At 71.4% G+C, this 11,919-nt stretch carries 12 protein-coding genes and 1 pseudogene; 5 read left to right on the forward strand and 8 right to left on the reverse strand.

Annotated features, from left to right (window positions below; genetic code table 11):
• Window positions 1–70 precede the first annotated feature (70 nt).
• Together QP090_RS24335 and QP090_RS24340 are read left to right on the forward strand one after the other, a co-directional pair.
• Window positions 71–958, forward strand: coding sequence for an NmrA family NAD(P)-binding protein (locus tag QP090_RS24335; RefSeq protein ID WP_285941588.1), 888 nt, complete (start codon window positions 71–73; stop codon window positions 956–958).
• A gap of 38 nt (window positions 959–996) precedes the next feature.
• Entirely contained in the window at window positions 997–1,497 is a 501-nt protein-coding gene (locus tag QP090_RS24340; RefSeq protein WP_285941589.1) for an NUDIX domain-containing protein, read from the forward strand.
• 24 nt (window positions 1,498–1,521) lie between these two features.
• On the opposite strand, the gene QP090_RS24345 is transcribed toward QP090_RS24340, so the two are convergent.
• The 4 genes from QP090_RS24345 to QP090_RS24360 form a co-directional block, all read right to left on the reverse strand.
• Window positions 1,522–4,884 (reverse strand): DUF4132 domain-containing protein, encoded by a 3,363-nt coding sequence (locus QP090_RS24345; RefSeq protein ID WP_285941591.1) that lies wholly within the window; start codon window positions 4,882–4,884, stop codon window positions 1,522–1,524.
• Between the two features lie 152 nt (window positions 4,885–5,036).
• On the reverse strand, window positions 5,037–5,642 hold the full coding sequence (locus tag QP090_RS24350; RefSeq protein WP_285941593.1) for a DUF6879 family protein: 606 nt from the start codon (window positions 5,640–5,642) through the stop codon (window positions 5,037–5,039).
• A 270-nt stretch (window positions 5,643–5,912) separates the two neighbouring features.
• Complete coding sequence (locus QP090_RS24355; protein WP_285941594.1) at window positions 5,913–6,101, reverse strand: DUF397 domain-containing protein; 189 nt, start codon at window positions 6,099–6,101, stop codon at window positions 5,913–5,915.
• Window positions 6,092–6,892, reverse strand: coding sequence for a helix-turn-helix domain-containing protein (locus QP090_RS24360; RefSeq protein ID WP_285941595.1), 801 nt, complete (start codon window positions 6,890–6,892; stop codon window positions 6,092–6,094). Before QP090_RS24360 ends, QP090_RS24355 begins: the two co-directional genes overlap by 10 nt.
• Before the next feature lie 139 nt (window positions 6,893–7,031).
• Between QP090_RS24360 and QP090_RS24365 the strand changes: the two genes are divergently transcribed.
• Window positions 7,032–7,418 (forward strand): ATP-binding protein, encoded by a 387-nt coding sequence (locus QP090_RS24365; protein WP_285941597.1) that lies wholly within the window; start codon window positions 7,032–7,034, stop codon window positions 7,416–7,418.
• Window positions 7,419–7,622: 204 nt separating this feature from the next.
• On the opposite strand, the pseudogene QP090_RS37710 reads toward QP090_RS24365, so the two are convergent.
• The 4 genes and pseudogenes from QP090_RS37710 to QP090_RS24385 all read right to left on the reverse strand — a co-directional run.
• A pseudogene (locus QP090_RS37710) lies at window positions 7,623–8,027 on the reverse strand (hypothetical protein); the annotation flags it as partial.
• A 42-nt stretch (window positions 8,028–8,069) separates the two neighbouring features.
• Window positions 8,070–8,774, reverse strand: a complete 705-nt coding sequence (locus QP090_RS24375) for a hypothetical protein (protein ID WP_285941600.1) — start codon at window positions 8,772–8,774, stop codon at window positions 8,070–8,072.
• Between the two features lie 60 nt (window positions 8,775–8,834).
• Window positions 8,835–9,671 (reverse strand): alpha/beta fold hydrolase, encoded by an 837-nt coding sequence (locus QP090_RS24380; RefSeq protein ID WP_285941602.1) that lies wholly within the window; start codon window positions 9,669–9,671, stop codon window positions 8,835–8,837.
• A gap of 93 nt (window positions 9,672–9,764) precedes the next feature.
• Window positions 9,765–10,136 (reverse strand): DUF1801 domain-containing protein, encoded by a 372-nt coding sequence (locus QP090_RS24385; RefSeq protein ID WP_285941604.1) that lies wholly within the window; start codon window positions 10,134–10,136, stop codon window positions 9,765–9,767.
• Between the two features lie 187 nt (window positions 10,137–10,323).
• Between QP090_RS24385 and QP090_RS24390 the strand changes: the two genes are divergently transcribed.
• The gene (locus tag QP090_RS24390) at window positions 10,324–11,403 is read left to right on the forward strand and encodes an NAD(P)H-dependent amine dehydrogenase family protein (protein WP_285941605.1); all 1,080 of its coding nucleotides are present in this window, start codon (window positions 10,324–10,326) and stop codon (window positions 11,401–11,403) included.
• Complete coding sequence (locus QP090_RS24395) at window positions 11,400–11,879, forward strand: carboxymuconolactone decarboxylase family protein (RefSeq protein WP_285941607.1); 480 nt, start codon at window positions 11,400–11,402, stop codon at window positions 11,877–11,879. Before QP090_RS24390 ends, QP090_RS24395 begins: the two co-directional genes overlap by 4 nt.
• The last annotated feature ends 40 nt before the right edge of the window (window positions 11,880–11,919 follow it).

Here is an 11,919-nt window from a genome sequence, read left to right on the forward strand (position 1 = left end):
AGGCCGGTGGCTGACCGCATTGGTTCGTAGGGTCCCGGAACGAGCACGAAGACCTCGAAGGGACACCGCCATGACCATTGTCGTCACCACTCCCACCGGGCACGTCGGATCGCGCGTCGTGCGGCTGCTGCTGCAAGCGGGCGTCCGGCCACGCGTCCTCGTCCGCGACCCCGGCCGCCTCGACGCCGGGGTCCGCGACCGCCTCGACGTGCGCCGCGGCGACCTGACCGACGCAGCCTTCGTCCGCGACGCGACGAAGGGGGCGCGCACGGTCTTCTGGGTCGATCCGACCCCGCACACGGACGCGGACCCGATCGGGACCTCGCAGCGGACCGCCGCCCCCCTCGCGGACGCGGCACGGGCGGGCGACGTCGCGCGGGTCGTGCTGCTGAGCAGCATCGGCGCCGAGAAGCGGGACGGGGCCGGGCACATCGACGGCCTCGGCCGGATCGAGGAGATGCTCGACGCCACCGGCGCCGACGTGCTCCACCTGCGCTGCGGCTACTTCTTCACCAACCTCCTCCTCGACGTCGACGCGCTGGCGCGGGGCGTGCTGACCACCGCGGCGGGCCCCCACGCCCCGATGCCGTGGGTCTCCCCGCGCGACATCGGGGACGTCGTCGCGGCCCGGCTCCTCGGCGAGTCGTGGAAGGGCCGCGTGGTGCAGGGCGTCTACGGCCCCGAGGACCTCACCTACACGCAGGTCGCCGCCATCCTGACCGGAGCACTCGGCCGTCCGATCGGGCTCGAGGTCATCAGCGAGGACGACATCCGCGAGGGGCTGCGCTCGGCGGGCCTGCCGCCCGGCGCCGTGGAGGGCATCGTCGGCATGACCGCCGGCACCCGCGGCCTCAAGCCCGACCCCCCGCGCGACGCGGTCACCACCACCCCCACCCACCTCGCCGGCTGGGCCCACACCCACCTGCGCCCGCTGCTGGGCCCCGCCACCCCGGCGTGACCGTGGTCCGGCGGCACCGTTCCCGGTAGCCTCGCTGGATGGGTTCCCGCAGTTCAGCGAGGTCATCGCACTACCAGTACGTGGCGTCCCTGCCGCGCAAGCGGATTGGAGCCGGCGCCCTTTTCTGGGACGCCGCGGGGCGGGTGCTGCTGGTGGAGCCGACCTACAAGCCGGACTGGGAGATCCCCGGCGGCACCGTCGAAGCGGACGAGTCCCCCGCCGCGGCCTGCCGCCGGGAGGTGCTGGAGGAACTCGGCCTGGACCGGCCGGTCGGACGGATCCTGGCGGTCGACTGGATCTCGCCGCAGTCCGAGTACCCCGAGGGGCTGATGCTCCTCTACGACGGGGGCGTCCTGCCGGACGACGACGCGGCGCGGATCCGGTTGCCGGCCGACGAACTCGTCTCCCACGCGTTCGTCACCGCCGACCGGATCCCCGACCTGGCCGGTCCGCTGCTGGCCCGCCGGATCGCCGCGTGCCTGAACTCCGTCGCCACCGGCACGACGCTCTCCCTGGAGGACGGCCGCCCGGTCGCCTGACCGCGCCTCCGCCCCCGGCCGCTCTCAAGCCCCGGCATTCTGCGTGATGCCGGTGAGGTCGGCGAGGATCTCGGAGGCGGTCACCGGGTCCAGCCGGGCGAACGGGAAGGCGTCCGGGGGGTCGGCGTCGTCGGCGTCGTCGGGCCAGGCGCCGAGCCAGATCGAGCTGAGGCACTGCTCGGCGGAGTCGTCGGCGAAGCCCGCCATGATGCCGGGGTCGAGGTTGACGACGAGGTGGAGGCCGCCCGGGACGGGACGGGAGATCCAGTGTTCGACACCGCTGTCGAGGATCGCGCCGCGCTCCCAGCCGCGGCGGGTCAGCGCGAGGACCCTGCCGAACGGCACCTTCACCCCCTCGAAGCGGGACAGCCGCACGGCCTCGCGCTCCTCGCCCGCCAGCTCGTGGGTCTCCCGTCCGAGCTGCGGGAACGGCTGGATCAGCTCGTAGTCGGCGAACAGCTCCGACCAGGCCGTGCGGGTCTCCCCCAGGTTCAGCGGATGCGGCAGGGCGATCACCGCGGCGGCGGCCGGGGTCAGGGTCTCGTCGCCGACGTCCGCGAACGTGCGGTCCTCGGCCAGGCGGAACGGCACGCCGTCGCACGTCCACACCAGGCTCCGCGCGATGTGCCAGATCAGCGGGTGCCGGACGAACAGGTCGCCGAACTCCTCCAGTGTCCAGGTGCGGCCCGTGAGCATGGCCTGTTCGAGGCGCGCGATCTGGTCGGCCGCGACCGTCCGCACGTTCTTCTTCAGCTCGCCGAACGCCCGGTGGGCGGCGGGGGCGAGCTCGGGGTCGTCCTTCGCACCCGGTTCGGGGAGGGCCTTGCGCTGCGTGCCGTCCTCGTCGGACACCTGCGGCCTGAGCGCCTCGTCGAAACCCACCCGGAACCGGCGCGGCCCGTAGTCGAGCGTCATCCCCCCGTCGGGGCCCAGGCCGAAGGTCGGCACGAGACGGTCGGCGAGCTGCTCACTGCTGAGCCCGAGAGCGTCCGCGACCCGGCGTATCGTGCGCTGCGCGTACTCCTTGAGGGCGGTGAACCTCGCCTTCCGCGCGATGGAGTCGAGCATAATCAGCGCGGTCTCGGAGCCGATCAGCGCGAGGATGTCGACACCCTTGACCGCCTTGGTGTGGCCGTTCTCGCCCGGCCAGGCGTGGACGATCGGAGCGAGCCGGCGCGCGACCTCGTCGTCGCCGAGCAGGCCCAGCGCGGTGAGCGTCCACGCGTCGGCGAAGTCTTCGCCGTGCTCCCGCCAGCGTTCGAACAGATCCCAACTGAAGGCGGTCAGCGACGCGGCGTCGCAGCTCTCCCGGAGAACGTCCACACCGGAGTGCGGCTCACCGGGCGTGGACATCGCCAGCACCGCCAGGACGTGCCGCACCGCCGTGCCCGGCAGGGCCCGCCGCCGGCCGTTCAGCAGGATCTGCGGCAGCACCGCCGGGTCGGCCCAGCGCGCGAGCTGCGGGATCTTGACCACAGCCTCCGGGGCGGCGGCCAGCAGCGCCTCGACCGCCTGGACGGCCTCGTCGCCGTGGATCCGCGCCTCGGCGACGACGGCCGGGCGTCCGAGCCGGTCCGCCAGGTGCCGGAGGGCGGCCTCGGCCGCGCGCCGTCGCGGTCCGGGCCTGCCGAGCGCGTCCGGCACCAGCAGCGGCACCGCGTCCGCCCCGTGGCGGGCCAGCCATGCCTCCGCGTGCCGGCGTCCCTTCTTGATCCGCACCAGCCAGTCGGCCATCAGCGCCGCCACCTCGGCGGTCAGGAAGGGGACGAGCAGCGGGCCGCAGCCCCGCGGATCGCTCTTGGCGTGCCCGTACAGGACCGGCAGCGCGTCGAGCTCGAACCGGGCCGCGAAGATCCTGCCCCAGCCCGCGGGCTCGTCGGTGCTGTTCCTGGGGTCGTTCAGGGACGAGCCCGCAAGCAGGGGCCTGACCAGCTCGTCCGGCCCCATCGCCAGCACACCGAGCTTGCGCCTGCCGGACAGCCGCCCGGCCGCGAAGTCGTCGGCGTGCCGCTCCCACTCCGGGCTCCGCTCGCACACTGGAGGACTCCCCCATCTGCTGCCGCCCTCCTCCCCCAGCAGCCTGGACGGATACAACACCTTCTCCGCCGCCCAGCGGCCCTGCTCGCCCGCGTCCCAGCGGACGGCACGCCCGTCCGGGACGGTCAGGCCCTTGACGACGACGGGTGCGGCCTTCTTCGAAGCCCGCGCCCACGGCGGTTCGACCAGCAGGGCGGGCAGCTCGTCCGGGGCCGCCTCCGCCACCCGGGTCGAGCTTCCGATGATCTGCTCGACGGCCTCGCGGGCAGCGTCCGGGAGCGTCGGCAGCGCCGCGTCGACCAGCGCCCGGTTGCCGTGCACGTGCTCTTCCAGCAGGTCGGACGCCCCGGCCGCGGCCAGCTCCCGCAGCGCCCGGACCGGGAACCGCCGCATCGCCTTCATCAGCTCGGCGCTGACGTGCCTGTTGGAGCGCCTCTCGACCAGCGCACGGAACGCCTCGTCGGACGGCAGGACGCCCAGCACTTCCAGCAGCGCCTTGCGCCGCACCGCGCGGACCAGCATCCGGTCCCGGTCGAGCGCGTCGGCCATCAGCGGCGCCACTGCCGGGCCGACGCCCTCCGCGAACGCGCGGAGGACCTCGGGGGAGTGGCAGTCGGCACGGGTCAGGCTCGCCCAGTCTCCGAGCAGGTGAAGCTGTTCGGGAGAGCCGAGCGAGCTGAGCAGCAGGCTCCGCGGTGCGCGGTCAGGGTGCGCACAGAGCTCGGTCACCCAGTCCTGCCGCGTCGGGACCAGGTAGGCCGTCACGACCTGCCAGGGGCGCAGGGCCCGGAGCCCGGCGAGCCGTTCGACGGCCTCGGCGTACTCCTGGTCGGACGCGGCGGCCAGCAGCGAGCGGACGCGCAGAGCGGCGTCGGGAATCAGCGTGCCCTGCGCGCCCGGCTCGACGGGCACCACCGCCGTGTCGCTCCGTTCACCGCCCCCCGGACCGACCGACTGGTCCAGGCCGCACATCTCGACGAGGGCACACGCCGCGAACACCACGCCGTGCGCGGACGCCCACGCGTCCACGTAGCCCGCATCGAACAGGGGTGCGTCCCAATGCTGCATCGTGAGCACCGCCAGGACCGCCGCCCCGCGCGGATCGGGGTCGCCGCCGAGATGGGCGCGAGCCGCGGCGACCAGGCCCGGGTCGGTGCCCGAACCGTCCAGGACGCGCTCGATGTCGTCCCGCGCCGCGTCCAGGAAGCGCGCAAGGCCCTTCTCCGCACCCGCGTCCAGCATGATCTTGGGGCCGGGCGCCCCGCCCCGCCGCGGATGCGTGCGGCGCCGCCATCCCGTCGGGATGACCAGGGTGTCCTCATCGGGAAGCGGCGGGAGGTGTTCGCTCATGACCCACCACAGTAGAGGCGGCCTCCGACAACGCCAGTTCCCGTACTTCGCTTGTCACCGCCGACCGAAGACGAGGAGCAGGCAGAACGCGAGGCTGAGTATCCTGGCCGGACCGCGGCTGGAGCAAACTGAAGCCATTGATGAAAGGTAGCTCAAACGGCGGGGGCCGGCAGCGGCAAGACCTCTCTGTCGAAATAGGACAGGAACGGCTCACCGCGTTCGTACAGCCTCTCGATCTCGGACGCGGCGGCACCGATCACGTCCGGCGCGGTGATGCGGCGGGCCCCGCAAGGCGTCCAGTCGGGCAGATACTGGACCTCGTAAAGGACCTGGTCTCCGACGACGACCACCTCAGGAAGCCGGGCACGGACCTCGAGTGCGGCGACCTGCTCGGCGGGGAGCACGCTCAGCCCGAACCCTTCGCAGGCGAGCAGGCTGAGCGCGTGCAGCTCCCATTGAAGGTAGGGGCCCACGGGATGCTCCACCACGCGCACACGCCGGATCTCCAGTCCCTGGGCGGCGTTCCGGCGAGCCTCGGCCCGTACGTCCTCCCTGTCCTTCTCAAGGAGGTCGAGGGCGCTCTTCCAGTCCCCCGACATGAACGCCTGCCAGCTGGTGTCGTTCGGCTCGCGGAAGACCTGGGAGCGTTCGAGCTTCCAGAAGACCCCGCGCAGGCGCCCCATTTCGAGGGCGAGGCGGGCGTGGTACGCCGCGTGATCGAGGAACTCCCCGGGGACGTCGCCGATCCGGTCAAGCATCGCGGATGTCCGGCTTGGCGGCGGAGAGCATGCGGCCATCCCCTACCTCGGCGGCGCTTTTATCGAGCCTTCTCTGAAACTCCGCACCATGATCGATCTCCCACGGTCTCGACATGGGGATCTCCACTTCCGCTCGGTGGCAGTATGGAGAATTTTCCCACCGGAGACTGAGCGCGGCAAGCATTCCACACAGGGGAACACTGCCCCCATTTCCCCCTATTCATGGTCGCTATGCCACATCAGGCTCAGACTCGCCGCAATTATCAAAGGTCACACTGGCACGGAGGACGCCCGCACGGCTGCACGCAGCGCCGCACGGGTCACCAGCAACTTCGGACCGTCAGGATCCTTACTGTCACGCACCGCCACCACACCAGAAAGCCCAGCAAGCTCGACACAGTTGCCGCCGTTTTCACCACTCCGACTCGCCTTGCGCCAGGTGGCATCACTTAGGTCCACTTCTCCAACGCCTTCCTCATTACGTCCCGTGACATGTCCTCTGGGAACGCCCTCGCCCGCAGTTCTCTCAGCACCTCGGAAAGCTTCGCAAGATCCGACGGATCGTCGGTCGTGATGCCGCGCACGACCATCTCCAGGTATGCCACCTCGCTCCGATCCTCCATGGTAGCCACCACGAAGGCACCGCCCGTTCCGGCCGGACGCCCGTTGTTCCGCACCATCTGGATGGTGACGTTGGGGAGTTCACTGAGAGCGACCAGGTGCGTCAACTGCTCATGCATGACCTCAGGGGAACCCACCAGGTGGTAAAGCACAGCCTCACTCAGAAGCGCGGTCAGTGCCACAGGTGGTGGATCGTCACGTGTCAGAACGCTCTGACGTGCAATGCGAGCCTCGATCGCCTCATCGACACCGAGGAACGCACGAGCGTAGGCCTCATTCTGGAGCAACCCAGGGACAATCGTGTGCTCCCAGGTGATCAGCTCCGTGGCATCTTCTTCGATCTTGGGCCAGTCGAACCAGAGCGGTACCGGGTGGCCGTCCTTGTTCAGGTCCTCCCACAGACTGATGAGCGAGCCGCCCGCGTCCAGGTGATCGTCCACGATCTCCACGAATGGTCGCGTGGCTCGCTTCTTTCCGGCCTCGATCCGGCTCACCTGCGGGCCGCTCACCGTCGTCAGGTGCCCGATGGTCTCCTGCTTGATCCCTTTGGCTTCACGCAGCCGCCGCATCTGCCGACCGAACGCGACGAGTGCGGGCGATTCCCGGGGACGTTGACGCCGTGGGGGCATGGGTTCTACCTCTCGACTGGAACCTACCAAGGCGAATACCACTCTGCCGCCATCTACCACCTTGGCTCTGCAATCAGATCCTAGTCCCGAAAGTGGCTCAATGTGATCTGAACAACACAGTGAGCAAGGAGGGTGCGCGATGGAGGCGACACACGGCGAGATGGTGGTCAAGCGGCATCCTGGGGCCGTGGCTGAGGTGCGCGGGTTCGTACGGCTCACGCTGGGCGGCTGGGGGATGGACGACTACGTGCCGTGCCTGGTGGCAACTGAACTCGTGACCAACGCCATCCGGTACGGCGGCACCGCGGACGACGACGTGACGCTACGCCTGGTCCTGGCCGAGGGCGGGGCGCTGTGGCTGGAGGTTCAGGACACCACGTGCGACCTGCCGCACATCCCGGAGCTCGACCTGACCAGCGAGTCCGGACGTGGCCTGCTCATCGTGGAGCGGTTCACCCGGCGGTGGGGCGTCCGGCCGCTCGCCGGAGACAGGGGCAAGGTGGTCTTCGCGGTGGTCGAGCCGTGAGGTCGCCGTTCCGGCTGCGTGGACGGCTCGGTTCTGCGTGGTCCGGATGAGGACGGCCACGAGACGGGCGAACTCCAGGGCTCCCGTGGCCCCGCGGCTGATCTGGATGGGCCCGACCTGGTCGAGTACGACACCGCCCCGGGCCAGGACGAAGGTGAGGGCCAGCAGTGCCGCGCGGGCGTTGCCGTCGTCGAACGGGTGGAAGAAGCACACGTCCAGATGGGCGCGTGCCGCGCGGGCGGGCAGCGGGACGGCGGGGTCGTCGGCCTGCTGGAGGCATGCGTCGAAGCGCCGCCGAGTGTCCGCGTCCAGGCCGTAGCGCTCGCGGCCTCCCTTGGCGAAGGCGGGTCCGGTACGGAAGTCTGGCCGTTCGGTGCCCAGGACGTGGCCTTGCCAGCGGCGCATGGTGGAGAAGTCGAGGGCACGGCCGGCGGAGACGTCCGATCGCAGGGCGGTCAGGGCCGCGAGCAGGCGCAGGGCGCGTTCTGGGGAACGGCCGTGTGCGTCCGTCTGGATGAAGTGCGCCATGCCGTCGCGGATTCCGACGACCTGACCGGCGGCGCCTGGACGGGGGTCTTGAACATCCGTCCAGGGCACCTGGTCTCGCATCCGGCACCACAGGTCGAGATGGTCGGGGACGGAGGGCACGCCTCACGCCTCACTGGGCAGGGACTCGGCCAGCCGCGCCGCTACCTTCTCGACCGTCTCCGATGACGGTGCGACCCAGCTCTCGAACCGTCCGGCGACGGCCTCGTGTACGAGCTCGTCCGCCTGGTCCTCGGGGATGTCCCAGCGGGCCAGGAACCAGGCCAGGACCTGCCGGCAGTGGCCGTACCAGGCGTCGCCCGCACCGGTTTGCTCGACCACCGCCGTCACCAGGTGCGCGGCGCCCTCCTCCCAGGTCCGCCGGCGCTCCGGCCCGGTCCGGTCGTCGAGCGGGAACCGCTCGAACCGCTGCGCCAGGTCCTCCAGCCACCCGCGCCATTCCACCAGGCCATCGGTCACCCGGCGCAGTGTCTGAACCGGTTTGGTCATCGAGTCGCGGGGACAGCACCACGCGCCCACCGGGCCGCCGCCGACGTCGCCCTCAGCGCGCGCCCATCGCCAGCCCAGCGTCCACCGGCCGTACCGCTCGACCAGCGCGTAGGTCATCTCGTCCGTCCACGCCTGCCCGGTGCCGTAGCTCCACTCGATGAGCGCCCGATCCGCGAACGACTTGGCCTTCGGCGGAACGGGCACCGACATCGCGGGACGCAGTTGCGACACCACCGCCCAGGCCCCGGCCGCGTCGAACGGAATCCGCCCCGGATCGACCTCGTCCCATCTCAGCGCCCACGGCGCCAGTTTGACCTTCACCCGATGGACGATGGCACACGGCACGAGTCGATCTCCAGCGAATTCGCCGGATGATCGCGGTCAGCCGGCGAGGAATTCGGTGAGGGTGGGGGCGATCTTCTTGGGGGCCATGACCACGGCGCCGTGGTTGAGGCCGGGCAGGGTGCGGTGGGTGGCGTCGGGCAGGACCTCGACCAGCGCCCGCGCGGCGTTGTGGAAGCCCGCCGGGCTCTTGCCGCCGGTCATGACCAGGGTCGGAAGGGTCGCGGCCGACCAGTGGGCGGCGTCCAGCGGGTCGCCCTGCTGGGTGTCGCCCATCACGGCGATGTCGTAGGGCAGCGTGGACGCGAGAGCCTTGAGCTTCGACCAGGGGCCGGGGATGAGCCGCATCGCGTTGACCATGAACGCGGGCATGCCCTGGGCCTTGGTCATGAAGGACTTGACCGCGTCACCGCGCCGTCCTTCGGCGAGCAGCGCGTCGATGTGCCGGGCGAAGTCCTTCGGGGGGCCGAAGTCGTCGCCGCCGACCGCGAAGGGGGGCTCGTACAGCGCGAGCCGCTCGATGCGCAGTCCGGCGACGGCTGCGCGCAGGGCCAGTACCGCCCCGGACGAGCTTCCGAAGACCGATGCCGAGCCGCCGGCGACGCCGATCAGGGACGCGATGTCCTCGACCTCGCGGTCGACCGCGTAGCGCTCGGCGTCCCCGCTCGCCCCCCGGCCGCGCCGGTCGTAGTTGATCACGGTGAGGTTCCGCGCGAGCAGCTTGGCGAGCTTGGCGGCGTCGGAGCGGTCGGCCAGCGCCGAGGCCACCAGGATCACCGCGGGCCCGGTACCGGACACCTCGAACGCGATCTCCGTCCCGTCCGGGGAGGTGACCGTCGAACGCTCGGGGGAGGTCTTCTCACTGGTCGTGGGCATGATGGTGACTCCGTTTCGGGCATGCTGCCATGGTCTCGACCATAAGACGGCGTCCCGTCCGAAAAGGAATCGGTCGCGCGGCGTGCCGAGTCGTCAGGAGGCGGCCGGGGTCTCCAGGGCCCGTGCCTGCTGGAGCCAGGTGGTGAACAGGTCGGCGTCGATGTCAGCGGGGGCGCGGAGCTTCACGCCGGCCATGGTCCGCGCGCTGGGCTCGAGCCGGCCGGACGCGTCGGTGATCTCCTGGCCGCGCCAGAAGCCGAAGGTCACGTAGGCGGAGTACGCCTTGAGGTAGCAGACCGGGGACTTGCCCGGGGCGGGGCCCAGGCTCCACACGGGGTGGCCGTGATAGAGCGCGCCGGCACCCGGCAGCACCTTCTCGATGAGCGCGAGGACCTCGCCGGCGGTCTGGTGCTGGGCTTCGGGGAGGGAGGCGATGTACTCCTGCACGGTGGCGAACTTGGCCATGTCGGTTCCTTCGTGTCGTAGCGGCGGCTGCTGGTTCTCGTTCACACGTCGATCCGGCGATGTGACAGGGAACGCCATCGCGGGGGCCTCGCCATGAGGTGGCGGGTCGTTCCGCGGGGTCGCCGGAGCGGGCCGGAAGTGGCACGGGGCTGTACAAATGAACCAAGCGCTTGCTAGCGTCCGCCGCATGATCTCCACGGTCGTCTGGGGCACCGGCAACGTCGGTCGACTGGCCATCCGCGCCGTCGACGCCCATCCGGAGCTGGACCTCGCGGCCGTGCTCGTCCACGACCCCGCGAAGGTCGGCCGGGACGCGGGCGACCTCGGCGGGCTGGACGCCGGGCTGGGCGTCGCGGCGACCGACGACGTCGGCGCGGTGCTGGCCGCCCGTCCGCAGGCCGTGGTGTACGCGGCGTCCGGCGACATCCGTCCGGACGAGGCGCTCGCCGACATCGTGCGGGCGGTCCGGGCCGGGGCCGTGGTCGTCTCCCCCGCGCTGTACGCACTCTACGACCAGCGCAACGCCCCGCCCGAGATGCGGGAGGCGGTGCTGGCCGCCATCGCGGACGGCGGCGGCTCGCTGTTCGTCTCCGGCGTCGACCCCGGCTGGGGCAACGACGTGCTGCCGCTGCTGATCAGCGGGCTCGGCGCGACGGTGGACGTGATCCGCTGCCAGGAGATCTTCGACTACTCCACCTACGACCAGGAGGACTCGGTCCGCTACCTGGTCGGCATGGGCCAGCCCATGGACTACGAGCCGCCGATGCTCGCGCCGACCGTCCCGACCATGGTGTGGGGCGGGCAGGTGCGGCTGATGGCCAGGGCCCTCGGCGTCGAGCTGGACGAGGTCCGCGAGACCCTGGACCGGCGCCCGCTGGACGCCACCGTGGACACCAGGACGATGGGCGAGTTCGAGGCCGGCACCCAGGGCGCGGTGCGGTTCGAGGTGCAGGGCGTCGTCGAGGGCGAGCCGCGCATCGTCATCGAGCACGTCACCCGCATCCACCCGTCCTGCGCGCCGGACTGGCCGGTGCCGCCGGACGGCGACGGGGCGCACCGGGTGGTCATCGAGGGCGACCCGCGCATCGAGGTCACGGTCGAGGCCACGGACCGGGACGGCAACCGGGCCGCGGGCGGGAACGCCACCGCGGTCGGCCGGCTCGTGGGCGCCATCGACTGGCTCGTGGACGCCGCCCCCGGACTCTACGACGCGCTCGACGTCCCGCTGCGTCCCGCGACGGGCAGGCTCGGAAGGAAGCGGCCATGAACATCGACATCCCCGAGGGCAAGGACGCGATCGAGTACGTGTGGGGCGAGATGGTGCCCGGCATCGGGCCCGCCGCCGCGAACTTCTCGCTGTCGGTGTACGCCCACACGACCCTCGGGCTCCGCGAGTTCGAGGCGGCGCGGCTGCGGATCGCGCAGATCAACGGGTGCCTCTTCTGCCTCGACTGGCGGACCGACCGGGACGGGGAGAAGGTGGAGGAGGGGTTCGCGGACGCGGTGACCGGCTGGCGCACCACCGACGCCTTCGACGACCGGACCCGGCTGGCCGCGGAGTACGCCGAGCGGTACGCCCTGGACCCCCATGGCCTGGACGACGAGTTCTGGACGCGGATGACCGCGCACTACAGCCAGCTCGAGATCGTGGAGCTGAGCATGAGCATCGGGTCCTGGCTGGCGTTCGGCCGCCTCAACCATGTGCTGGGCCTCGACACCGTGTGCGCGCTGCCCGACCGCTGAGGCGGCGGCCGTCCGGCCGGCCACACGCGCCCGTGGCCGG

Origin of the sequence: Actinomadura xylanilytica (genome assembly GCF_030283145.1) — a bacterium.
GTDB lineage: Bacteria > Actinomycetota > Actinomycetes > Streptosporangiales > Streptosporangiaceae > Spirillospora > Spirillospora xylanilytica.

Bases quoted from the DNA above. Each gene is read 5' to 3' on its own strand.
- QP090_RS24335 (WP_285941588.1), top strand. From the start codon at position 71: ATGACCATTGTCGTCACCACTCCCACCGGGCACGTCGGATCGCGCGTC.
- QP090_RS24340 (WP_285941589.1), top strand. From the start codon at position 997: ATGGGTTCCCGCAGTTCAGCGAGGTCATCGCACTACCAGTACGTGGCG.
- QP090_RS24345 (WP_285941591.1), bottom strand. From the start codon at position 4,884: ATGAGCGAACACCTCCCGCCGCTTCCCGATGAGGACACCCTGGTCATC.
- QP090_RS24350 (WP_285941593.1), bottom strand. From the start codon at position 5,642: ATGCTTGACCGGATCGGCGACGTCCCCGGGGAGTTCCTCGATCACGCG.
- QP090_RS24360 (WP_285941595.1), bottom strand. From the start codon at position 6,892: ATGCCCCCACGGCGTCAACGTCCCCGGGAATCGCCCGCACTCGTCGCG.
- QP090_RS24365 (WP_285941597.1), top strand. From the start codon at position 7,032: ATGGAGGCGACACACGGCGAGATGGTGGTCAAGCGGCATCCTGGGGCC.
- QP090_RS24380 (WP_285941602.1), bottom strand. From the start codon at position 9,671: ATGCCCACGACCAGTGAGAAGACCTCCCCCGAGCGTTCGACGGTCACC.
- QP090_RS24385 (WP_285941604.1), bottom strand. From the start codon at position 10,136: ATGGCCAAGTTCGCCACCGTGCAGGAGTACATCGCCTCCCTCCCCGAA.
- QP090_RS24390 (WP_285941605.1), top strand. From the start codon at position 10,324: ATGATCTCCACGGTCGTCTGGGGCACCGGCAACGTCGGTCGACTGGCC.
- QP090_RS24395 (WP_285941607.1), top strand. From the start codon at position 11,400: ATGAACATCGACATCCCCGAGGGCAAGGACGCGATCGAGTACGTGTGG.